General features: G+C 37.4%; 25 protein-coding genes and 1 pseudogene. 13 read left to right on the top strand and 13 right to left on the bottom strand.

What is annotated here, in order from left to right; translation table 11 throughout:
- The 7 genes from CLV32_RS22350 to CLV32_RS22380 all read right to left on the bottom strand — a co-directional run bounded on the left by CLV32_RS22350 (position 1) and on the right by CLV32_RS22380 (position 4,911).
- Positions 1-909: a DUF72 domain-containing protein gene (locus CLV32_RS22350; RefSeq protein WP_133559191.1), complete on the bottom strand. Its 909-nt coding sequence runs from the start codon at positions 907-909 to the stop codon at positions 1-3.
- A gap of 16 nt (positions 910-925) precedes the next feature.
- Positions 926-1,153, bottom strand: a complete 228-nt coding sequence (locus CLV32_RS22355; RefSeq protein ID WP_133559192.1) for a hypothetical protein — start codon at positions 1,151-1,153, stop codon at positions 926-928.
- A gap of 148 nt (positions 1,154-1,301) precedes the next feature.
- Positions 1,302-1,907: a hypothetical protein gene (locus tag CLV32_RS22360; protein WP_133559193.1), complete on the bottom strand. Its 606-nt coding sequence runs from the start codon at positions 1,905-1,907 to the stop codon at positions 1,302-1,304.
- Positions 1,904-2,734, bottom strand: coding sequence for an SOS response-associated peptidase (locus tag CLV32_RS22365; RefSeq protein WP_133559194.1), 831 nt, complete (start codon positions 2,732-2,734; stop codon positions 1,904-1,906). Before CLV32_RS22365 ends, CLV32_RS22360 begins: the two co-directional genes overlap by 4 nt.
- Before the next feature lie 51 nt (positions 2,735-2,785).
- Positions 2,786-4,000 carry a Y-family DNA polymerase gene (locus CLV32_RS22370; protein ID WP_133559195.1) on the bottom strand — a complete coding sequence of 405 codons (1,215 nt, stop codon included), beginning with the start codon at positions 3,998-4,000 and terminating at the stop codon, positions 2,786-2,788.
- A gap of 25 nt (positions 4,001-4,025) precedes the next feature.
- A complete protein-coding gene (locus CLV32_RS22375) occupies positions 4,026-4,496 on the bottom strand; it encodes a LexA family protein (RefSeq protein ID WP_133559196.1) in 471 nt (156 codons plus the stop codon).
- A 112-nt stretch (positions 4,497-4,608) separates the two neighbouring features.
- Positions 4,609-4,911, bottom strand: coding sequence for a hypothetical protein (locus CLV32_RS22380; protein WP_133559197.1), 303 nt, complete (start codon positions 4,909-4,911; stop codon positions 4,609-4,611).
- A 203-nt stretch (positions 4,912-5,114) separates the two neighbouring features.
- On the opposite strand from CLV32_RS22380, the gene CLV32_RS23195 reads away from it, so the two are divergent.
- Positions 5,115-5,285 carry a hypothetical protein gene (locus CLV32_RS23195; protein WP_166642009.1) on the top strand — a complete coding sequence of 57 codons (171 nt, stop codon included), beginning with the start codon at positions 5,115-5,117 and terminating at the stop codon, positions 5,283-5,285.
- A gap of 44 nt (positions 5,286-5,329) precedes the next feature.
- On the opposite strand, the gene CLV32_RS22385 is transcribed toward CLV32_RS23195, so the two are convergent.
- Positions 5,330-5,830 (bottom strand): hypothetical protein, encoded by a 501-nt coding sequence (locus CLV32_RS22385; RefSeq protein ID WP_133559198.1) that lies wholly within the window; start codon positions 5,828-5,830, stop codon positions 5,330-5,332.
- 670 nt (positions 5,831-6,500) lie between these two features.
- Between CLV32_RS22385 and CLV32_RS22390 the strand changes: the two genes are divergently transcribed.
- From CLV32_RS22390 to CLV32_RS22405, 4 genes are all read left to right on the top strand, one after another.
- Positions 6,501-6,887 carry a hypothetical protein gene (locus CLV32_RS22390; RefSeq protein ID WP_133559199.1) on the top strand — a complete coding sequence of 129 codons (387 nt, stop codon included), beginning with the start codon at positions 6,501-6,503 and terminating at the stop codon, positions 6,885-6,887.
- A gap of 661 nt (positions 6,888-7,548) precedes the next feature.
- Positions 7,549-10,848 (top strand): SusC/RagA family TonB-linked outer membrane protein, encoded by a 3,300-nt coding sequence (locus CLV32_RS22395; protein ID WP_133559200.1) that lies wholly within the window; start codon positions 7,549-7,551, stop codon positions 10,846-10,848.
- Between the two features lie 2 nt (positions 10,849-10,850).
- Positions 10,851-12,245 carry a RagB/SusD family nutrient uptake outer membrane protein gene (locus CLV32_RS22400; protein WP_133559201.1) on the top strand — a complete coding sequence of 465 codons (1,395 nt, stop codon included), beginning with the start codon at positions 10,851-10,853 and terminating at the stop codon, positions 12,243-12,245.
- Positions 12,235-13,791, top strand: a complete 1,557-nt coding sequence (locus CLV32_RS22405; protein ID WP_133559202.1) for a TlpA family protein disulfide reductase — start codon at positions 12,235-12,237, stop codon at positions 13,789-13,791. Before CLV32_RS22400 ends, CLV32_RS22405 begins: the two co-directional genes overlap by 11 nt.
- A 55-nt stretch (positions 13,792-13,846) precedes the next feature.
- Here the strand turns inward: CLV32_RS22405 and CLV32_RS22410 are convergent, their stop codons facing one another.
- From CLV32_RS22410 to CLV32_RS22420, 3 genes are all read right to left on the bottom strand, one after another.
- Positions 13,847-14,149 (bottom strand): hypothetical protein, encoded by a 303-nt coding sequence (locus CLV32_RS22410; RefSeq protein ID WP_133559203.1) that lies wholly within the window; start codon positions 14,147-14,149, stop codon positions 13,847-13,849.
- 86 nt (positions 14,150-14,235) lie between these two features.
- Positions 14,236-14,685, bottom strand: coding sequence for a MauE/DoxX family redox-associated membrane protein (locus tag CLV32_RS22415; protein WP_166642010.1), 450 nt, complete (start codon positions 14,683-14,685; stop codon positions 14,236-14,238).
- A gap of 88 nt (positions 14,686-14,773) precedes the next feature.
- A complete protein-coding gene (locus CLV32_RS22420) occupies positions 14,774-15,388 on the bottom strand; it encodes a Crp/Fnr family transcriptional regulator (RefSeq protein WP_133559205.1) in 615 nt (204 codons plus the stop codon).
- Between the two features lie 197 nt (positions 15,389-15,585).
- Here CLV32_RS22420 and CLV32_RS22425 point away from each other — a divergent pair, with 197 nt between their 5' ends.
- Positions 15,586-16,293 carry a LytR/AlgR family response regulator transcription factor gene (locus tag CLV32_RS22425; RefSeq protein ID WP_133559206.1) on the top strand — a complete coding sequence of 236 codons (708 nt, stop codon included), beginning with the start codon at positions 15,586-15,588 and terminating at the stop codon, positions 16,291-16,293.
- A gap of 71 nt (positions 16,294-16,364) precedes the next feature.
- Here CLV32_RS22425 and CLV32_RS23430 read toward each other — a convergent pair whose 3' ends face one another.
- The gene (locus CLV32_RS23430; RefSeq protein ID WP_262711537.1) at positions 16,365-16,496 is read right to left on the bottom strand and encodes a hypothetical protein; all 132 of its coding nucleotides are present in this window, start codon (positions 16,494-16,496) and stop codon (positions 16,365-16,367) included.
- 353 nt (positions 16,497-16,849) lie between these two features.
- Here CLV32_RS23430 and CLV32_RS22430 point away from each other — a divergent pair, with 353 nt between their 5' ends.
- The 4 genes from CLV32_RS22430 to CLV32_RS22445 all read left to right on the top strand — a co-directional run bounded on the left by CLV32_RS22430 (position 16,850) and on the right by CLV32_RS22445 (position 21,270).
- Positions 16,850-18,106, top strand: a complete 1,257-nt coding sequence (locus CLV32_RS22430) for a S41 family peptidase (protein WP_166642011.1) — start codon at positions 16,850-16,852, stop codon at positions 18,104-18,106.
- Positions 18,107-18,252: 146 nt separating this feature from the next.
- Positions 18,253-19,932 (top strand): DUF5060 domain-containing protein, encoded by a 1,680-nt coding sequence (locus CLV32_RS22435; protein ID WP_133559208.1) that lies wholly within the window; start codon positions 18,253-18,255, stop codon positions 19,930-19,932.
- Positions 19,933-20,211: 279 nt separating this feature from the next.
- A complete protein-coding gene (locus tag CLV32_RS22440) occupies positions 20,212-20,502 on the top strand; it encodes a hypothetical protein (RefSeq protein WP_133559209.1) in 291 nt (96 codons plus the stop codon).
- 183 nt (positions 20,503-20,685) lie between these two features.
- Complete coding sequence (locus CLV32_RS22445; RefSeq protein WP_133559210.1) at positions 20,686-21,270, top strand: hypothetical protein; 585 nt, start codon at positions 20,686-20,688, stop codon at positions 21,268-21,270.
- Positions 21,271-21,523: 253 nt separating this feature from the next.
- Here CLV32_RS22445 and CLV32_RS22450 read toward each other — a convergent pair whose 3' ends face one another.
- Positions 21,524-21,754, bottom strand: a complete 231-nt coding sequence (locus CLV32_RS22450; RefSeq protein ID WP_133559211.1) for a molybdenum ABC transporter permease — start codon at positions 21,752-21,754, stop codon at positions 21,524-21,526.
- 177 nt (positions 21,755-21,931) lie between these two features.
- On the opposite strand from CLV32_RS22450, the gene CLV32_RS23285 reads away from it, so the two are divergent.
- The 3 genes and pseudogenes from CLV32_RS23285 (at position 21,932) to CLV32_RS23500 (ending at position 23,262) form a co-directional block, all read left to right on the top strand.
- Positions 21,932-22,174, top strand: a complete 243-nt coding sequence (locus CLV32_RS23285) for a hypothetical protein (RefSeq protein WP_208111082.1) — start codon at positions 21,932-21,934, stop codon at positions 22,172-22,174.
- Between the two features lie 63 nt (positions 22,175-22,237).
- Positions 22,238-22,651: pseudogene (locus CLV32_RS22455) on the top strand (DUF1345 domain-containing protein); the annotation flags it as partial.
- 296 nt (positions 22,652-22,947) lie between these two features.
- Positions 22,948-23,262 (top strand): DUF6660 family protein, encoded by a 315-nt coding sequence (locus CLV32_RS23500; RefSeq protein ID WP_394346187.1) that lies wholly within the window; start codon positions 22,948-22,950, stop codon positions 23,260-23,262.
- The last annotated feature ends 89 nt before the right edge of the window (positions 23,263-23,351 follow it).

The following is a 23,351-nucleotide window of genomic DNA, read 5'->3' on the forward strand; positions in this document are numbered from 1 at the left end:
CTAACTTATTATTTCTATTTCTTTTAAGGATGCTCCTAAACGTAAATTGAATTGGCGAATAGTATATTTTAATAACTTAGGTATATCTTCACCTCCCTTTTGGTGGACGAAAAAAATTACTTTCTGAAGTCCTTTCTCTATCCAATAACTTATTCTTTGTATCCAACTATCAATTCTTTTATAGTCTAACTCTATGAAATCTCCCCCAATCCCTACAAATCTTAAAAATAATTTAGGAGTGGTAAGTTCCATATGTAGTGCGTCTCGTCTGCCACTAGTGTCAGTGATTACGGTTCCAATCGAAAGGTTATTAAGTAATCCAAAATACTTTGCTCTATTCTCCGCATCGCTGAACCATACTTTATGCCTGATTTCAACGAATAAGTCCACGTCCTTTGGAAACGTTCGCAGATAGGACTCTAACCGGTCAAAATGTTTGGGAGCAAAATTATCATTAACCTGAAGAAAACAACCCCCGAGATGGGATTCAAAAATCTTAATTTGTTCAATGAAAATATCTGTTTCAGTTGAACAGTCTATAAATCTTTTCACGTGACTAATATCCCTGGGTATTATCGGGTAAACGTGAAAATCATCTATTGATGATAAATTAAAATTAGATTTGACTTGAGAAAGTTTACTAACGCTCAACATATTGTAAAAAGTCGATGTCAATTCTACCGAATTAAACATTTTCTTATAAAGCGATGGCATAATTTTTTTTCCAACCCCTATTGGATACGCTATCCCTATCCAACTTAAATCAGCCGGATTCGCTCCACCTATATGGAAAATAGGTTCTCTGTTGACAGATGCCTCAATTAATGTTCGTCCGGTAATTGCCCCATCAGCAGGTAAGCTAAAATCAATTTCAGCGATGTGGTCTGCGTTATTGTATCCAAAATCCATATTATTTTAAACCAGTTTACAAAAAATGCTTCTCGATTGCCTCACCAATCTTTTTAGTCAAAGATTCAGGTATTGATGATGTTGTTTCCCATCGGATACCGTAATCCTCATCTGAAACAGAACTAAAAAAACCAACTAAGGCATCTCCATCAAAAACCTCGAAACTTTCATTGCCTAGATTTTCAAATACTATAAAAGTATGCTCTAGATCACCAATTTCCACGAAAATCTCAAATGGATCCATTTTTTAAAGATACAAGTTATACAAGGAAATAGATATCTCACTTGGAATTAATAGATCTTACTTCCGTTCGGTCAAAAACTATATGCGAAGTTTGTATTAATAATATAGATTTGGCATACTTAATTGATTGCGCGATGTTCGGTATTAATTACAAATTAGCACTTTGTATATGATTGGTGATTTTTTTTACGACAAGCGGATCTAGGCTTGCATTTCCTTTCCATCTTAAATTTCCTGCTTCATCATGAACCGGCGAGATCGCTCCTATATATTCTTCACCAACATAAATAACATATTCAACTGGTTGATCGTCTTCTAAAAATTTCACAATGTGATGTGTTGGCTTACCATCGATTTCAACATTAAACGTCTCGTAAGGTTCTTCGAGTTCCAATTCCCCGAAATTATTCTCACTGCCGTCTCTATTGTAGGTACTATCGTAATCGGCGTTTATTGCTATACAATATGAACTTGTGCCAATTTCCTCTCCATATCCATTTACCCATATATCGAATGACTCATCGAATTTATTATTGCTATTTATAAAACGAATTGTCCGGTTCTCAAACTCAGATTTATCAATTCCATTTTTTAATTGCACGTTATACGAATGAGATTGTAGCTTTTCATTATAATCTTCTTCAATGTTTTCAATAGATAAGTTGAACTCAGTTTGAAAAACTTTCATGAAACTTTGCCGATCTGTTACCTGTAAATTCATAGCCTTATATTTTTTATTTTGATTTACCTTCATAATGAATTGAACAAGTCTAACCCATTAGAGTTGTCGAGTTTTTTCTGTTCAGATTTTTTTTTCTTAGTATTTTTAAATCTTCTTACTCCAGGTACTGAACGGATATCCGGTATGTTGAAGAGACTACTTTGCCTTGGCTCGTCTTCGACTGGCTGCGTCAGATCCATATTTTTATTGGGCCGATCTTTCGTTGATACTGCTAATGCTTTTTTGCTGACACGATATCTATTCATTTTATCATCCGGATATGGGATGCATAAAGAGAGTAACTCATCTACAGATTTTCGTTTACTTAACCATAATGGTTCTTCTGATTTATACAATATTACCGGCATCCGATTTTCAGTGTGAATCTCGCCTACTGTACTGTTAGCTTCACAGGTGAGGATGGCGAATGTCCGATATGGCTCCTTAGTATCCGGATCAAACCATTCCGACCAAAGTCCGGCGAAACAAAATATTTTGCGCTCAGTTGTAAACCTCCATGGTCGTTTGTCGGTGTCACTTAAATGTTCCGCTTCATAAAAGCCATCTGCAATAACTAAGCATGTTTTACGTGCTTGCAGCAGTGGGGCATAAGTAGGTTTTTCCATGACGTCCTCTGAGCGAATGTTAAAAGACGAAAACTCTGGAACCTTGCTTTCAGCATTTGCAGGTATGATCCCCCAATTCATCCGCTGAACTATGTCAGGTTCATCGGATGTTACTATAAAACCAAAATCAGTAATAGCTATGTTTGGATCGGGCCTGTACTCTCCAACTAGGGTCAAGCCGTGATCTTTAAGCATCTCCTTTTCTTCAGCGGTAAGTGTATATCGTGCACACATATTTTAAAGTGGTATTATAAACAGCCTAATTATACACTAATTACTTCTAGATTACTTGGCTTTTACCACAATTATATCTTGTATTCTTGTTGTATATTTGCGAGACAAAAACTCCTGTCTCATTGACCACGTTTTATCAAATCCCATGGCTGCATAACGAATAGTATCTTTTCCGTAGTCCAAGTTTAACTTATCAATAACAGCCAGAGCCCTTTGTAGTTTCTTTTCTTTATCTGAATCAACTTGTTGAAATAAAGAACCCTGAACCTGGCTGTAGGGTTTCAAATCTGTTAGCTCAATACCGACCTTCTGATATCTATATCCTTTAACATAAATTCTTTTTAGAGCTTTCAAGGCTTCCGTGATTAGCAATGCAGTATCATTACTTGCAACAGGGAGGCACACTGATGTTTCTGCTGTATACCTATCTGAAATTACAGCAAATTTACTTGTGTGCGCATAAACAAATATCTTGGCACAAACTGACCCCTGAGATCTTAGCTTTACCGCTGCATTAGCAACATATGTCGCCATTGCCTCTTCCAGAGGTGCGAGTTCAGTTTCAAAACCACCAAACGAACGAGCAGTCGAAATCCCTTCTTTATCTGGTCGATTATATTCCATCGGAATGCATCGTTCTCCTTTTAACTCGCGGTAAGTTCTACGGCCTTGAATCGTCATCAATTTGAGTACAAAATCCTCTGGAAGCTGAATAAAGTCGTATGCTGTATATACCCCTTCCTTGATCAACTTGATTGCATAACGGGGGCCAATGCCCCAGACGTCATCAATTTCTGTTGCTTTTAATGCTTCAGTGATTTTTTCCGGTGTATCCATAAAAAAAACACCAGTTTCCTTGAATTTCTTTTTAGCAATTTTGTTGGCGATTTTGGCCAACGTTCGTGTGGATCCGAGACCGATACATACAGGAATACCGGTCCACTTAAGTATTTTAGCTCTTAACGCGATGGCTTCCTGTTCCAAATCAACATATTTCAGACTGGTCAAATCGCAAAAACATTCATCAATTGAATAGATTTCCTGATCGGGAAAAGTCTTCTTTACAATACCAGTAATTCTACGCATCATATCCTGGTACAAAGTGTAGTTCGATGAGCGCATCCATAACAAACCCATTTGCTGTTTTTCACGCATTTCAAAATAAGGTGTACCCATCTTGATTTTGAAATCCTCTTTTGCTTCGTTGCTACGTGAAATTGCGCATCCATCATTATTGGAAAGCACACAGCCTGCCTTGTCTCTCAACTCTGGTTGAAAAACTCGTTCAGCGCTAACGTAAAAGTTGTTCGAATCTATTAATGCGAGCACTGTTCCTCCTTCTTTGATCTAAAACACTTTGTGGTACCACTCCCCAGATTCTGAACATTGTTGTCTCTGTTATTTCGATAGGCTTATAATGTTTATTGTCGGGCATCAAATATTCTTTTTCTCCGTGCTTATAATAGGCACGAAGAATGAATTCACTATCTAATACTCCTACAACAATATCCCCTTGACTTGGAGTCAACGATGTGTCTACTACTAAAAGATCTTCCGGATAAATCCCAGAACCGATCATACAGTCGCCTGCCACCCTTGCAAAATAAGTGGCCTCGACGTGTTTTGACACATAATCATTGAGATCTATACGTGCCTCTTCATAATCTGACGCTGGGCTTTCAAAACCTGCATGAATCTTGTCGGCAAACAAGGGGATCAACGTTGATGAGGGTTGTCTTTGATAAAGCCTAATCTCTTTCATTACAAATAATTTTAGACCAGCAATATTACTAATAATATTAGTAATTGGCGAAAATATTATTTGCTTTTTTATTTCTTCGACGAGCAAGTTCACAAAAGGATAGTTGTGATCCTTAAATTAGGTCTTCTGAAATAGGTAAATTAACCTTTGCATTATCGCCGTATAGGTTATGCGCTGCACTGATTACGCCTAAAATTCGTTCATAAAAAGTCCCAAGATTTATAGCTTCAAGGTCTGTCAACGATGAATGTTCACGATTAAATGTAGCCTTAAGTAATTGCCACAAATTATTTTTACAATCCTCTATTTCAAATTCAGTAAAAAAATCTTCAATGAGTTGTACATCCAGACTGCTGAATATAGCAATCTGGCAGGTCTGGCCATCAACGGATGCCGAAATGTCTTGCCTTTTCATATATTGTTAGATTTAATAATTAATTAAAATCAAATCTCGAAAATGCTTGGTTCATGATGGTAATATAATTGGGAAAATGACAATTATATACTTGCAGATGAGTTCATTGAATTATTTTTTATTTGAGTTTCATTTGGATTATACAACTAATAGTTGTAGATTGAATTATTAAATAAATGTTAATTTTAAACCTAAACAAAATTATGGAAAATCATCCTAGAACTATCACAACATTAGAAAAAGCCCAATTGAAAGGTGGCGCCGAAAACAAAGAGAGAATCGGTTTAGAACACTTACATGTAGTTTTAGGTTTTATCGTGGCCGGCCCTTTTGGCGCTGCATACATAGCTTATAATACTTGGTTCAATGACTAAAATTGCTATTTCCGGCTTAAACTAAAGAGTTTAGGCTGGATCTTTTAGTTAAAAAACTTATGTAGAGTTTCAAAATTAAAAGAATTACTACTAAATTCTTCCCACGAATGCCTCGTCGTTAATCGTAAAAGATAAAGCGAATCTTGAATATCTGGATTTGCCAAATGTTCAGCGCGATCACTTAAACCTCGTTGCCCGTCAACCAAAAACTTTAATTGAAAGTCTCGTAACATGTCGATATCTACCTGCTGATCATATGATAATATGCTGAGGTTTGTAACTCCTAAAATATTTAACGCTGCATGCTTCATTAAAAGCTCATCGTCTGAAATAAGAATGTTATCTACCAATTCCAACAAAAGATTCATTGCAAGACCATTCTCAGTTCGATGCTCTTCAAATATGTCGTATTTTTTTCTGAACGAGCTTCCTGGCTCCTGCCAAATATAAAAGCTGCAAAGAATATCTCCAGATAATATATCCGCGATATGCGTGGGCACCGTGGAAAGCCAATTCCGATATAGAGTCAGTGGATTATCAGACATACGTTCTATTCAATGATCATCCAAGTTACTAAATAATGTCAAACTAATCCTGCTCAAAGCGTGCGTTTAAAAAAATTAAATTTCTCATTCTCGAATCGGTGTATACTAAACGATTTGCATTTTGACAAACATATACGTAAGAGAATTGGTGAAATACCTAACATAAGATGCTGTTAGTGGTTGGTTAAATAGGAGTGGCATATTGTGCAACAATAAAATCGACCATTGGCCTTCAAAGCCCTTTAAAGGCCGATTTCACTTTTTTTCAAAAAAACTTTTTCCAGCTTTAAACTGTCAAGGAGGCCGATTTTGACGTTTTTTAGAGGGGGGTGTAACACCCCCTTACACTGACAGGGATTTTTTTATATGTCGACTTTTACATAGTAGTTCAAAATAATGAGAAACGATTAGGTGTGGATGCACTTGTCTCTGGTTATTGTAACTGCAAATAATAAGGTTTATCGGTTCGTGTAATTGACAAACCCAGCAATCAGCCGGGATGGCGTTGCAAAAGTTCTTTGACATATGGACAAGTCTATTAAGGATTAACTTCTTTCCGGAGGTTAGGGGATAGGCTTGTAAAAAAGATAGGTTTATTGGTTATCTATAATATGCTCCCTAGCCAGGAGCATATTATTTCTTAGATTAGCGCTTAGACACCTGAGCCTATATGGTTAAACAATATAATTTCCTGATCAAGTGCTTTTATTGCATGGTTTTGTGGAATGTTTCGCAAAATAGGGAGCAAAGAGCGATGTACGGCATGACATTTACAATTGTAAACATGTTCCATGCATTATTATTCGTTATTGCCTCCAATTTCAATATTCAAGGTAATGGTTATCTGATTGCTTCGCTTACACTGGTACTGTTGTACACCGTCTATAAGCTCAATGTAAAGTATGTGTTAAAGAAAGTTTCGCTTCAACCAAACTATTTTGAGGCTGCAGAAAAGGAAAGAAAATGGTTGTGTGCGCTTGGTTGTATTTTCCTTTTTGGTTCGTTCATCATGTTAGGATTGTCTGGCAAATATTTCAACAAATTTCACAGCAGGTGATGGCCATGTGCATGCCTTCCAGTTTTATTGGGTGTGGTGTCTTATACTGGCTTTACTTGTAAGGTAGCATTTTTGTTTTTTTCCTGAATAGACTTTACAGCCGTAGGAGAACGGTATGCCGGGAATCATGCATAACCCTATTGTTGGACACCGCATCTATAAGCATGATATATTTTTGAGTTTTTTACCAATAATTTGTGGAACACCCCCTTGTCTGGTAATACCTAATCGATGTATATTTGAAATGTAACAAAGAGTAAACAATAATTATTTACTCTTTGCTTTAACTGTTATTAAAGAGTCTCGCTTGCCAAAATTCGACATTTGCAACTGAAACGAGACGATAGTTTGAAACCCGCAGTATTGCATATAAGGATATGCACTATACGCTATGGGCTCTATCGTATACCGTTTTCAGTAGGTCGTCGAATAACCTGGCAAGATGGTAGATAGGGCCCAGTATAGTGTTCTAAATATCTGGGACTCGTATAAACATACGAGCTAATGAGATTTAAATCTACCATTCTTTTTAAGTTCCTGATTTCTCAGGTGATCTGTGCTCCGGAGTAGCTTGTTACGGCTAGATGTCAAAATCTGTTCTTACCAACATCCCTAATGGATTCTTCCTTCAACTAACCACACAAAAAACTAAACTAACCACATGTTCAAATTTTACACGGGAAATCGGTGTAAGCCGGGAGGCTATGCTCAAAAATTACTACTACTTACGGTCTTTTTAACCCTGACTATGTTCGATCCAATATTGGTAAAAGCCAATATCTTCACTATCGATGTTAAGGGAATTGTATATGATAGTTCAGGAAAAAGACTAGCTGGGGCAACCGTCTCTATAAAAGGATCCAACAAGTCGACCCAGACAAATGAAAAGGGTGAATTCTACCTATATCAGGTTGATGATAAAGCAGCTATCATAGCTAGTTTTATAGGTTTTGAAAGTAAAGAAATGCCAGTATCGACGATGCTTTTAACCTTCAATTTAGCGCCGGTAACCGGTCAATTAAATGAAGTTTCTGTAATTAATACAGGATACCAAAATTTAAAAAACGATAAAGTAACAGGTAGCATAGTTCAAATTGACAATAAACTTTTAAATAGATCTGTTACCACTAATATTCTTGATAAAATTCAAAATCTTGTTCCTGGAGTCTATTTCCAAGATAGGGATCCACAACTTGATAAAATTTCTACACTTCCCCGGGATAGAAAATCAGGGATTGTCATTCGAGGTCTGAGTACACTAAATGCTTCGAAAGAACCACTGATTATACTTGACAACTTTCCATACGAAGGTGAAATCAGGAATATCAATCCTAACGACATTGAAAGCATTTCTATTTTAAAAGATGCCGCGGCGGCATCAATCTGGGGTGCCCGGTCAGGCAATGGCGTTATCGTAATCACAACTAAGAAAGGAAAGTTAAACCAATCACTTAGGGTTGACTTTAATGCTAATGTGACTGTAATAAATAAGCCAGACCTCAAGAAAAACCAAAGTTTCTTAAATGCTAAGGATTACATAGATGTAGAGCAAATATTATTTGATAAGGGTTATTTCGATAATCAATTGAATGATAAAGCCTCGTTCCCGATTGTAAGTCCTGCGGTGGAGCTGATGTCGAAAATTAAGTCCGCTTCAACTGCTCAGGAAAAAACTCAATTGCAAAATCAACTTTACAATCTGCAGTCTTTGGATATAAGGGATGATTATAAGAAATATGTATATCAGAAAGCCGTAAACCAGCAATACTCGCTTGGTCTAAGGGGTGGAACAGATAACGTTACTTATTCTTTCTCTGTTGGACGCGATGACAATAAAGCAAGCCTAGTAAAAAATGGGTATAGCAGGACTACAGTAAACTCATTGAATACTTTCAAGCCCTTAAAAGAACTAGAGTTAACTGCTGGAATAAATTATGTACAAAGTAAAAGCAAATTGAATAACAACTATGCTTACGGATCATTTAACTCTTTAGGTGCTCCTTACAATTTTCTGTTCCCATATGCAAGATTTGCTGATGAATCAGGCAACGCACTGCCAGTTCTGCAAAATTTGAGGTTATCCTATATTGAGTCGACCCAGGCCAAAGGATATCTTGACTGGAATCTTAGGCCATTAGATGAGATCAGGTTTGCAGATCACAGTAGTACCATAAACGACATTTTATTGAAGTTCGGAGCGAAATACCAGATTACATCTCATCTCAATGCGGAAGTTGTTTATCAAAATGAGAAACAAACCATTGATGATCAAAATAACAGAACATTTGACAGCTATTACACCAGGGATTTGATCAATAGATTTACTGCTTACAATCAAACCAGTGGTGCACTAACTTATATCGTTCCGAAAGGATCAATTCTGGATTTGTCCAGTTCTAAATGGAACAACAGCAATTTTAGAGGATCATTAAGTTATGAAAACACATTTGGAAAGCACACTTTCAACGCAATTGTTGGTACTGAGATCAAGGAATTGGAAACTACGCTCTTCAACCGGACTTCCTATGGCTACACCGAACAGTTTGGATTGGCTGTTAATAATCTAGACTTCTCTACTTTCTATCCTACAAGTCCATCGGGTAATAGTAGCATACCGGCGCCGAATGGATCTACCATTGGATACATTAACCGGGGTATTTCTTATTATGCGATTGGAAATTACGATTACAACCAGAGATTCACAATTAGCTTAAGTGCCCGGAAAGATGGGGCCAACTTATTTGGGGCAACAAGCAATGACAAATTCAAACCCTTTTTATCTGCAGGAGCTGGCTGGAATATCAATAACGAATCGTTTTATAAAATTGATTGGTTGCCATCTTTGCGGCTTAGGTCCAGCTATGGTTATCAGGGCAATACCTACCAAAATAGCTCAGCTTATCTTACTGCAATTTATTCCAATGATCCGCAAACTGGAGCAAATTACCTAAGTGTAATTGCAGCCCCAAACCCCAGGTTACAGTGGGAGCGGGTCAAAAATATCAATTTTGGAATTGATTTCTCCTCTAAAAGAAATGTGATCAGTGGAAGTTTTGAAGTATACAACAAACAGGGAGAGCAACTTATTCAACCAACAACTTTGCCCGCTCAGACAGGCTTTATAACCTATCTCGCAAATACCGCCAACACTAAAACTAACGGCGTAGACTTAACCTTACAAACTAAGAACCTGGATAGAGTATTTAAATGGAACACTACACTGCTTATTAGTAAAGTCACGGATAAAGTAGTGAAGTATGATGTTCCACCTAATTCTGTAAGTATCTCTCAGGGGAGCTATATCGTTGGAAGGCCGCTAAACTCTTTATTTGCTTATAAGTGGGCTGGATTGAATCCTTCAAATGGAAATCCAAGGGGCTTTCTGAATGGAAAAGTTAGCGAAGATTATTCTTCAATAATAAATAATTACAATCCCGACAGCTTAGTATTCAAAGGATCTGCCACGCCAACATTATATGGTGCAATACGAAACGATTTCTCATACGGGGGATTCACCCTTTCTGTCAATGTTGTCTACCGGTTAGGATATGTTTTTCGAAGATCATCAACCAGTTTAAACTATACTGGGATCATACAGAACGGGCAACATATGGATTATGCAAATCGATGGCAAAAAACCGGTGATGAATCATTTACTTCCGTGCCGTCTATAGTCTATCCATCAAATTCCAATAGGGATGCTTTTTATCAGTTATCTGAAGCGCTAATAGAATCTGGTAATCATATCAAGTTGCAAGACGTTAATTTAAGCTATCAGTTTCCGGCAATGTTTGCAAAAAAGCTTAAGATCAGAGATGTTAAAATCTTTAGTTATGCTAACAATCTCGGCTTGCTCTGGACCCAGAATAAAGCCGGGATTGATCCTTCCTCCTCAGCCAGCGGAGTAACTTCTTATCCGAATCCATTTTCAATCTCCTTTGGAGTAAACGCAAATTTCTAATCATGAAAAGATCATTTATAAAAATCATTTTGATTCCAGTATATCTATTTTTATCTGCAGCTCTCCTTTTATCCTGCGAAAAAGAAGATAAATGGCTAGATATTAAAGCTGTTAAAAGTGATGTAGTTCCAGAGACGTTAGCAGATTTTCAAGCACTTTTAGACAACACGAGCATCATGAATGATGCGTCGAGTGCAGGATTGGCAGGAGCCGATAACTTTTATTTCACAGATGCCGATTACAATGCCTCTGATGAAGAAAGCAGAAATCTTTACATCTGGTCAAAAAACATCTGGAGTAGCGAAGCTTCTGTTCATTGGAATAATAGTTTTAAGGTAATTGAATATTCCAATATCGTACTGGATGGTATTAAAAAAATAGAGGATTCCGGTACTGAATATAGAAACGTGAAAGGCGAAGCACTTTTCCATCGTGCCTTTGCGACTTATAACCTGGCACAACTATTTTGCAAGACTTATACCTCATCTGCTCTTTCAGACTTAGGGTTGCCGCTGAAAAAAAGTAGTGATGTTAATATAATTGATGACCGGGCGAGCCTACAAGATACCTATCAACAAATAATTGTTGACGCAAAGGATGCCGCAGCCTTACTGCCCGAATCTCAGCCCTATACCCAGCGTCCAGTCAATGCAGCTGCTTATGGACTTCTTGCAAAGACCTATTTAATTATGGGTGATTATACTAATGCTGCACTATATGCAGGAAAGGCTATTACGTTAAGAGGCCAACTTTTAGATTACAATAATACGGCTTTAGTAAACACTTCAACGACCTACAGATTCCCCGCTAATACTAAAAACATGCCTGAAATGCTGTTCTATTGTCAAAGTAACAGTTACCGGCATCTAACGGCAGCAACCTCTAGTAGAGCGCTCATCGTTCCAGAGCTTTACAACTCCTATGACAATAACGATCTTCGAAAAACTCTTTTCTATTCGGCATCTGCTCCGACTGCAAAATACAGAGGCGGTTACACAGGAAAGGGGCAAAATTTTAGCGGCATTGCAACAAACGAAATTTATCTGATTAGAGCGGAATGCTTTGCACGGCTCGACAATACAAATGCTGCGCTTGCAGATTTAAACTTGCTGCTGAGAAACAGGTACAAAACTAATACCTACATCAATAAAGCAACTACAAACGCAGAAGAGGCACTAACAATAATTCTTGCAGAAAGACGAAAAGAATTACCATTTACCAGCAATGTTAGATGGGAGGATTTAAGAAGGCTAAATAAGGAAGCCAAATTTCAAAGAACGCTAACAAGAGTAGTTAATGCAACGACTTTTACATTGCCGCCCAATGATAATCGTTATGTCCTGCCTATCCCGTCATTAGAGATTCAATTAACTTCAATTCAACAAAATGAAAGATAACAATATCAAAAACCGGTGCTATTTCAAAGTACTGATCTGTTACATCGCTTGCACATGTTTATTTATAAATATCACAGCTAATGCGCAGTCTAAACGTAACGTAGATGCAAAAATTTCCTTTAAGATTTATCTGGATAAAGCTACGCAAGAGGATACGCTCACAATGGTAGTTGGTGATAACATGCTAAGTCACTTAGCGGCCGGAGGAAGAACAATAGGCAAGCGATCTTTTAAGCGGACATTAAATAACAACGGATATTTTCTTTTCCAGATACCTGTAAATAGCTCACATGGATATTTTCAACTGATCAAAAACAGAAGGTTAGGTGAAAATTCAAATAGCAATATTATATATGTTAATGAGCTTCAATTATGGGAGGCGGGCGACGACTTGACTGTTCGGATGTTTTTCCAGGAAGACCAGCTTGGAGCAAATTCCAACGCTACCTATTCCGGTATAGGTTCAGTTAAATATAATCTGGCAAATGAGTTTAATCATTTCAATTATCATCCTAACGCACTTGACAAAACAAGGTCACTGGAAAAATTTAACGGCAATATCCTTCAGTACGATGCTTTTGATCAATTGACCCCTGAGACTGTTGAAAAGTTGAAGTTATTGGAGCAGTATAGAAGCAAATTGACACCATTAAGTTATAACGTATTGAAGGCAAATGAAATATACAAATCTGTAAGTGGATATTTTACCTTTATCTTATCTTACATCAGAAGTGAGGGATTCAAGAGCTTAAACAAAGAAACAAAAGAAACCTTCAATAAACGGTTTGTAAACTCTTATGATGCAATGACGAACTATGGAATTGACGGCAGGTATCTTGCAAGTTCCTTAGCGTATATTAATATGCTGCTCGGGAAATTAAGAATTGAATCTGCACTAAACACGGGGAGCGATTCTCCTGAATGGATTTTTAATGCTACAACTAAATTCCCGACTACTGCAGAAATCAAGGAGTTGCTAATCATGCGTCAACTTTTCAAATCAAGAGTGTTTTCTGATGAGTTCTCGTCAAATTTTGACAGTGCAATGTCGATAGTAAAAAAACCAGAGTATCTACAATATCTCCAAGAACTACAGGTTAGAATGCCGGGAAGGCAATTTTCTGAGTTCAAGTTGACAGACGTAAACGGTAACATCCGCTCCAATTATGAATTTAAGGGTAAGATTGTGTTGATAGACTTTTGGTTTACGAACTGTGGACATTGTGAGGCACTTTACAAAGAAGTCTTGTCAGAAGTAGAAGAACACTTTAAAAACAATCCCAGCGTAATCTTTCTATCAGTTTCCATTGATAAACATTTGGCAGTTTGGAAAGAAAGTTTGAGTAAACAAATCTACGCACCTTTAGATGGGATCAACTTTTTTACAAATGGGTCTGGCGAAAATCACCCAATTATCCAAAGCAACAATATACCGGGCTATCCTTGTCTGATACTATTAGATCAACAGCAAAAGATGGTGTCATTTAATTCAGAAAGTCTTCGTGAAAAAGATTCGCTGATTAAGGCCATTGCCAACCTTCATTGATAGGTGTTTCAATAAATAAAAGCCAGGAGATTTAGCAAATCTCCTGGCTTACATCTTATGGGTTATAAGATGTTTGGCGAGACTGAACGATAACCTTAGAATTATCATTTAGGTCTGCTTGGCTGATCGTTCCCGTAGGTGTTGTAAACGAATAGCCAGCTTGTGCCTGAACCGTGCAGGGCAATGCTGTAGGGGAATCACAAGTTCTTAAATCATCGTTGTCGTATGAGTAAGTTGTTACGCCACCGGAGGTAGACTGCCCCGTAATATATGCAATATTGGCTTTTTTTGCATTCGTAAACGCACTTCCGCCCATAGCAACACCTGCTACTAATAGGCCTAAAAATAATCTTTTCATAATATTTAAATTTAGTTTTAGAAATTGCCACATTTCTTTAAACAGGCCATGGCACTTACCTGTATCGCGCGCGCAATAAGTTTATATTAATTGCGGATTCGTAAAGCGAATCCTGCAAGAATAATTAGTATGGTGTTAAACCAAATATGTTCTTTCCAGGAAAGCTTGGAAATTATTCCCCCGCAGCTACACGGTAAGCTTGGCCCGAGTGAGTACATCATAAATAGGATGTATAATAAGAACCCAATCATCAGGATTAAGGAGCCAACCATGCCGACGATTTTTGTTCTCGGGATGATGAGGAGCAATGCTGCAATTAGTTCAATGATTGGTACAGCATAAGACACAAATACAGTGTAGCCAGACAGTAATGGATAATGACCAAGTACTTTTTGAAACGTCCCTATCGTCATAAATTTACTTACCGCCGTGTACACAAAAAGCAATACAAATAAGTAGCTGATCGCATCAAATATTAAAACGCTATTTTTTTCAGATGGGCGGAAGGAGTACCTTCCTTTTATTGTGCTTTCCATAATTTTCATTGCTTGATACCAAGTTACGGCCTTAATAATTTGGCTGTTAGGACATTTGCCTCAAAATAACTGTAGAAAAGTCCGAAAATCACCAATCTGGGTTTTTATTACTTTCCGCAATTAACCTTCTGATATGCCTTTGGCTCATGTGTACAAGATCAGCAATAAAACCTCTTGGGGCAATCCGTTCGATGCCTGGCCATTGTGCATTCATAGCTTTAAGTCTGTCTATACTTTTATTATATGCACTCAATAACTCAGCATTAGAATTTCGCAAGTTATTCTCTGCTATATAATTCAGAACTATTTTTGTATAAGGGAACTTTTCAAACAACTTTTCCACATCAACTCTTGAAAGGGATATGAGTTTACTTTTAATAAGTGTTCGACAAAAAAATTTGGATGGGCGGGCAGCGGGAAACATAAATCCATCTACTGGGAAAGCACCAGTCATAAAAGCATGGGTCACCCTACGTTCACCGTGCATGTTCTCAATGGAACCTTCTGCCATGCCGTCAATTAAATAGTAAATTCTATTTGGTATCTGATCTTGTGCCAATAAAAGATAACCCTTCGGATATTCTTTGATAACCGCCCTTATGGAAAAGAAATCATCGAGGCGTTTTCGTTCAGTTTCCAGCGCTAATTCAGCAGGAAGTTCGTGACCGCCAAATAGGAAGTCATTGATTAAATCTGTTTGCATTTTAAGAGAGAGAGCGGGTTTAAGTAGGTCGCGCTGCGGCAAATAATTGATATATTCTACAAATATTTAGGGCTACTTGTATACACTTTATGCAGAATGCCGGAAATTTTATGTGGACTACAGAAAAACAGGTTTTTTTATGTTAGAATTATCACGTAAATTGCTATTACACAGTTATATCCCTAGGTGCTTGTAAGATGAAACGCTATTCTTGTATTATCGTGGACGACGATCCAGCAACAGTTGACTTGCTTAACGAGTACATCGCCGAGATGGCTCAATTGTATACTTTAGCATCCTATACAAAACCCCTGTTAGCTAAATCCGGGTTTGATAATATGTTAACTCCAGTTGACTTTCTGTTTCTTGATATGCAGATGCCTATAATGAATGGTGACGTGCTTTATGCAGAAATCAAATCATTAGTACACAATTTAATTGTAATTACCTCCTATGGAGATGCTGCCTTGAGTGCCTTCGATGTCCCGGCAAAAGCTTTTTTATACAAGCCAATCAGGCAAGCTAAATTTGTCCTGTTGTTGGAACGCTTTATAGCAGAATTGATGGTAAAAGACCAATACATAATCTTGCCAATTACGCCAAAACGCGAACGGGTTAAGATATATCTTAATAATGTTATCGCCATCGAAAGTCAATCCAACTACATTAACATTTATAAAACTGATGGTATCTTAAAATGCTATTACTCAATATCAGATCTTGAACAGGACTTATTACCTTTCAGTTCTTTTTTTAGGGTAAGCAGAGCTTTTATTATATCTACAGATCACATTCAAGCAATGAGCCTTAATCATGTTAAGCTTGATAACGAAATGACTGTCCAGGTTACCAGATCATACACTGAAAAATACAGGGCATATCTGGAGCATGTTAAGAAATCTTAGCAAGCTAAAATTTAAGTACTTCTTAAATGAGGTTATTTAAACAGCTTTATCCCTATGCTCTAGGGCAAGTTTTACAGGATCTCAATGTAATAGTTAAGTCTATCCACCTTAATATTGTTGACAGACGCGCCAGGAATATTTACCTCAGTAAACTCCTTAGAAGGGGAGATCAATTGGTATTCGCCACCATCGACTTTTACCATAACCGGCATATTAAAACCCATAACGTTCGAAATCCAGCGAGAATATTAGTTTTGCGGTTTACCTAATGATGAGAATTATAGGCGGTTTCCATAAAAAAAAATGCTGGTGTGGCATTGTCAACAACAGATGAGGGAGCATACTTTGTTTATTCTCCTACGATTAAATTATTCTTTATACTTGTAGCCTCATTAAACTTATAATGCTTCATCAACCCATCAAATTTGCTTTAACCAGTGTGTTAGTTTTATGCTTCATGTCCTTTAACTCTTTTGCACAAACTTGCAATTGCAGTCAAGAATTTAATTATGTAAAAGATAAAATTGAAAAAAATTACGCGGGTTTTAAAGATAAAGTGAATTCTAAAACAGAGGCTATATACCGGAAACGCACACAGGTTGCACTTGAACAATCAGCATCAATAAAAACACCAGCGCACTGTATCTATTTAATTAATGACTGGTTAACTTTTTTCAGGGATGGGCACATTCAGATAGGTAGAAATAGGATTTCAAAAGACTTAGAAAAAGTTAAATTACAGGGGCGCATTCAGGCGATAGAAAGTATAGGCCTGTCAAACGATCAGCTAACTAATCTTAAGAACACGAAAGGAATTACGGGCATTTATTGGAATGAGGATTCCTCAGCTCGGATCGCGGTGATCAGAAACAAAACGCTCTTTCGAGATTATGCCGGGGTAGTAATTTCCGCAAAGGCCGGTATGTGGTTGCCCGGACAGGTAGTATTAGAGCTTAAGAGCGGAAAAGATACACTTAAAGGCATCATGTATGATAAATATTATATCCCTACAAGTGTGTCGTTACTAATTAAGGGAAATGCTTTAGGTTCTTTCAAAAGGGAAGGAAGTAAGCAATCGTCAGGAGAAATTTTTAGTGAAGCAACTGTAGCGAGTAAAGTGCTTTCCACAAAAACACTATATATAAAGATTAGCACATTTAATCAGAATAATGCCAGAAACATCGATTCCCTGTTTAAAGCAAATCAATCGAATTTGAGTAAAATGCCTAACTTAATCCTTGACTTAAGGAATAACGGTGGAGGTGCTGATTTTGCTTACAGCCCAATAACGCCATATATTTACACAAAGACAGTCAGAAACATCGGTGCAGATGTTCTAGCTACAGATGACAACATAGCAGGTTGGGCTGCGATAGCTACAACAAATGGTCTTCCGCCTGATCAAAAGGTATTTATCAGTCATGTCATTGAAAAAATGGAACAAGGTAAAGGTAAACTGGTTTCCTTCTCGGATGACAGCAATATCAGTTTAGACAGCGTTGCGACCTACCCTCAAAAAGTAATTATTTTGATTAATAAACACTGTGCAAGCACAACTGAAGAATTTCTCTTACTGGCTAAACAAAGCAGCAAAGTAACTTTAATGGGCGAGCATACTGCAGGGGTGTTAGACTATTCTAACATGAGAGGGGCAGACTTTAGCTGTATGCCTTACATGCTTTATTGGGCTACTTCAAGAAGCAGAAGAATTGATGAAGGCTTAGCAATAGATAACATTGGCATTACGCCTGATAAAGTTTTAAGCCCCGAGCAGAACTGGATTAATGAAGCGAAGTACTACATTGAAAAGTAATTTTTCAATTTAAAGATCACCACTTAAAGGGAAATAACCATAAGATTTTGTTAAAATACTATTGATTAAAACCGATTTAAAGCGCTTGTTTTGATGAGTTTAATTCTAACCAAAAAACACAGGGGTTTGATCCCGATTTAAAGCGCATGAAAAGAAGTTTGATCCTGACTCTTGCATTTGTGTTATTGAGCGTGATCGCGCTTAATGCAGAAACTCCAATTACTAAAGCTACGTTGATTAATAGATCTGTAAAGCAGTTTGAAAAGGCCGAATGGAATGTTTCCATCAAAACCATTTTTACAAACGCCTACCTGCAGGAAGAGGTCGCTCTGGATATGCTGCTGAGTTCGCCTTCTGGTAAAAAGCTGGTATTACCTTGTTATTATGAGGCGGGAGAAAGTGGAAAAACCTCCCAATGGAAGGCACGGTTTCTACCTCAGGAAAAAGGAAAATACAGTTATAAATTTCAGCTATCGAAGGACGGTAAAGTAATTTATGCAACCAAACCAGCGGCTTTTAATGCCGTTGCTTCAAAGTTCAAAGGCATTTTAAATACAAAAAATGACTGGACCTTTCAGTTTGATAATGGGGAAGCCTTTAGAGGAATTGGCGAAAATATCTGCTGGGAATCTAGAGACAACGACGACTCCAAATATTTTAAGGCATTACACGAAAACCCCAAGTACAACTACGAGTACCTGCTTCCAGCCTTGGCTCAGCACGGTGGCAACTATTTCCGCACCTGGATCTGTTCCTGGAATTTACCACTGGATTGGAAATCTGGGTTTAACAACCGCCGCTATACCAACTCTTCGGCCTATTTTAATCCAAGTGCGATCAGCAAAATGGATAGGATGGTCAATCTCTCTGATTCGCTGGGCTTATATATCATGCTCACCATGGGGCCGGGATCATACGATGCTAAAAACGGCCGGTATGCTACCTCCACTGCTGCTTTCTTTACTGATGCGAAAGCAAAAGCGCAGTATAAAAATCGATTGAGATTTATCGTTGCCCGATGGGGCTACAGCTCGGCTATTGGAGCCTGGGAGTTTTTTAACGAGATAGACAACGTGCAGTTCAGAGATAAAAACAACCCAATTCCTGCCGAACATATTGTGCAATGGCACCAGGAAATGGCAGATTATCTGAAGGCAATAGATCCTTACCATCATTTGATCACAACAAGTATTTCTCACCGCGACCTTAAAGGGCTGAATTCTATCGGGGCTATTGATTTCAATCAGAAACACATCTATAAAAATAACCATGCCCTGCCAACTACTATAGTTAGCTATGCCAGTCAATTTAAAAAGCCTTACGTGATTGGAGAATATGGCTATGAATATGATTGGTCAAAAAACTTTGATGAGTTTGCGCCTGAGATGGATAGTGATTTTAAACGCGGGCTCTGGTATGGCCTATTTTCGCCTACGCCAATCTTGCCGCTTTCCTGGTGGTGGGAATATTTTGATAATCGCGGCACCGATAAATACATCGTTCATGTTAGAACTATTCAAGACCTTATGATGAAAGCCGGTAAAGGCAGTTTTGAAACGTTTGCTGTTAAATCTACAAATCCTGATGTGGAAACCTTTAGTGTAAAATGTGGAAACGATATTTTTGTGTATCTCTATAATTCTAAAAAGGAAGCTGCTCAAACAGACATCCTTTTGCCAGTGCAGCTACAAGGCTATGAACTAGTGAAGTATACCTGCGAAACCGGAGCCTTTGATAAGCCTGTAAATCTTAACGGCAGTTTAAAAATCTCTGCGGCCGAATTGAACCCTAATGCTGATGTTGTTTACATTTTGAAGAAGCGATAAATAGCACCATACTGGGCTCTGAATACCGTCTTGCCAGGTTATTCGACGACCTACTGAAACGGATTTACAACAGAACCCATGAGTGTATAGTGTAGATCAAAAATACAAAATAACTTTGCAGTTAGGTTGCTGCAAATACGATGTATACAACTTTCATTAGTGAATTATTTGATAAACCAATGTACAACATTACAACGCGATAGTAATCGCAATTTGGACTGGAATTCTTTAGTTTTGAACCGGACTATTTTAAGGGATGATTACAGGATGAATCGGGATGTGAGAAAACATACTTTCATTAGAGCGATAATTGGCATGCTTCCAATAGGGATACTTGCTGCTTTAATATTTTTAGACGAGAAACAAAGTGGTAATAGTGGAATGGCAATCAATACACCGCTGTTTTTAGCATTCATTACGCTCATGCTATTCGGGATTTTTATGGTAATTGAAATGGTTCGGTTTTTTGTGCTTGGTAGAACAAAGTATGCAGTTGCCAACCTGGGTGTGATCACATGCATTGGAGCCTTCTTTATTCTTGCATCCTATTTAGATCATTTAGTCAATTGATGTTGCTCAGGCGGAATCTGTGACTAATTTTTAGTCTATTCCTAGGTAATTTCTCTGGCCTAACGCTTTTCAGGCGATTATCATGAATCTCACTGGTTTGCGCTTATTTCTTAAAATAATTCCAACCCAAACTAAAGCAGGCATGTTGGTGTTGGTTACAAGAGAGATTTAGAAACACCAACTATGATATTGAACAGCGCTTGCAAAGGACTTTTAACAATACTGCTAACGGCCAGTACATATGTTTCACATGCCCAGACAAACGACCATATTTTACAGGTACCCGAAACGTCTTCTGAAAAACAACTTTTATCCTGGAAGAAATCGTTACCCAAGGATGGCTGGTTTATTTTGAAATTTAAAAAAGATGGCGACCGGCTGTTCAACTACTCCAATAAAAACTATGAGCTGAGCCTGTGGCTTAATTGTACAGGAACAGGGAAGCCCGGCTTTCTTATCGAATACAGCGATAGCTATGGAGATGGCGATTATGGAGGTATAGATTTTATAAGCTCAAATGTTAAAAATGGGAACAGGATCCAGTTTCTACTGGATGCTAAAAGTTATGGTGATCCATTTGCAAAAGGCGGTGATCAATTAGCAGCTTTTAAAGTTGCATTGAAAAAGGCGCATAAACTAACGCTCTCTGTTTATGGCAAAGAATTTAATCCCGAGACGGGTAAAGATGAAGAAAAGCTCAATCGATCCATTGAATTTAAACTTGCACATAGCGAATTACTGGATAGACCAGTTAATTGCGGAAAGTAAGTTGACTTTTCAGATGCCTTTAACTTGGATTCACAAATTCATATTATCATTAAACCACCGTTTAATGATAGAATATGAGATGAGTATTTGATATTTTTAATTTGACCAACTTGTTCAGCGATTAGTTGTCTTCTATTGTCTAAGCATCTTTCAAAATCCTTAAAAAAAAAGTAAGGGTGTGTTCAGAGTTAGACAAGCTTTGAAGTACTCTTCCAATGGTCTTTAACAAGGGAATATAGATACTTAGATCAAATTACTTATGAGAAGTACCAAAAAAGAAGGTTAAAGTCATTATTATACCAATAATAATAAGAAATAAACCTACAATGCGACCTATTTTCTCTAGAATTTGAACCGTATACGCATTTCCATAGGATTTAAATTCTTCTACACCTGCTGAGTTTCTTCTGTTAAATTGCCTTTTATTAATTTGAAACCTTAATAAAAATCCTCCAATAATGAATAATATTCCTAAAATAATCATACCGCAATAATAAAATTAAAACCAAATAAATACAATAAATATCCTATCAAGAGTGATATAAAAGTATCTTAAATTTGTACTGACAAACTGAGTAATGTATAAACTATAAAACAGGTACGCCTTAATTTGTAGCTTTTTAAAATAAATAACAATAGGGATCAACAAAAATTAGTTTACATGTCAGATTTTGAACAGCCAACAGAGTATAAGAATGCGCTACTCCCTGGTTACATTAATAAATTAGATGCACACCATAAATTATACATTTCACTCGGTGTTGCAGTTTTAACCTATCCCACCACTATTGGAAGCTTGTCAACTTCAATGCATGTAATGCTTAGTTGGCTATCCTATTCATTGACCAGCATTGCTCTATCCTGGACAACGATCTTAACCTCTCATCCAGCGGAGGTTAAGTAAGAGGCTCATGCCCAGGATTCCAGCAGAAAACTTGTTTCTTTTTTTGTTGTCGCAGCTGCATTTGCAAGCTTATTCGCTGTGATAATGCTACTAAAGACAACCGGTAACCAATCCAAGCCAAACGAAACGATTGCCATTTTAACGACGCTTTCCTGCGTAGTTAGTTCTTGGTGGTTGGTTCATACCGTATTTACGTTAAGATATGCCCATTATTTCTACTGCGATATTGACCATGATCATAAAGGTAAAAAGGTGAAGCCTGGGGGTTTAAGTTTTCCAAATGAAGAGGAGCCCGACTATTTGGATTTTACGTATTTTTCCTTTGTCATCGGAATGACCTTCCAGGTTTCCGATGTAGAAATCACCTCTCGCAGAATAAGAAGGCTGGCATGGATACATGGTGTATTATCCTTTGCGTTCAATACAGTGATTGTGGCTTTTAGTATCAATATCATTTCCAGCTTAATTCAAAAATAGCTGATTAGGAAAATTTAAATGGCAAAACAAATTAAAAATGGCTTGCAAGGAAAAGGAAGTAAACATAAAGCTGAAACTATAAAAACCAGGAAAAAGAAACTAGATAGGAACCGACCTAAGCCGTTTCTGATGGTTATTTACTGGATTCTTGGTGTATTGATCATACTATTTATGTACTTGAAAATCAAACATATGTTTGCTAGTCATTATTAGATATAAATATTTAATAATGAATGCATTATATTTAATTTGTATACGATTAATTTATTCCTTTACTTTTCCTACATTTGCACCGAATGAAATACCTTGCTTTATTTATCAGCCTGTATTGTACGCTGCTTGCTTTCCTGCCTTGTCAGGATAGAGCGGATATGGCTACTGAAATAACCCATGTCATCATTCAAAAAAGCCACGCCAACAGTGAACGGTGTAATCAGGAAACCTGTCCGCCGTTTTGTAACTGCAGCTGCTGCTCTAGTGCAAGACAAGTATCCTCTAAGGCTGCTTTATTTGTTTTCACAAAAGCCATTGCCTCCGTTTATCCAGTACTCATTACTCCAGGAATTCAGTCCCAGGCCATTTCAATTTGGCAGCCTCCACAACTCGGTTAATACGTCTTATTTAATTTATTGCCAATTGTAAATCACATTGGCCATTTCGCTACGTATTATCTTTTATTTTATGTTTGAAAAAATAATCT

Origin of the sequence: Pedobacter duraquae (assembly GCF_004362245.1) — a bacterium.
In the GTDB taxonomy this organism is placed as follows: Bacteria; Bacteroidota; Bacteroidia; order Sphingobacteriales; family Sphingobacteriaceae; genus Pedobacter; species Pedobacter duraquae.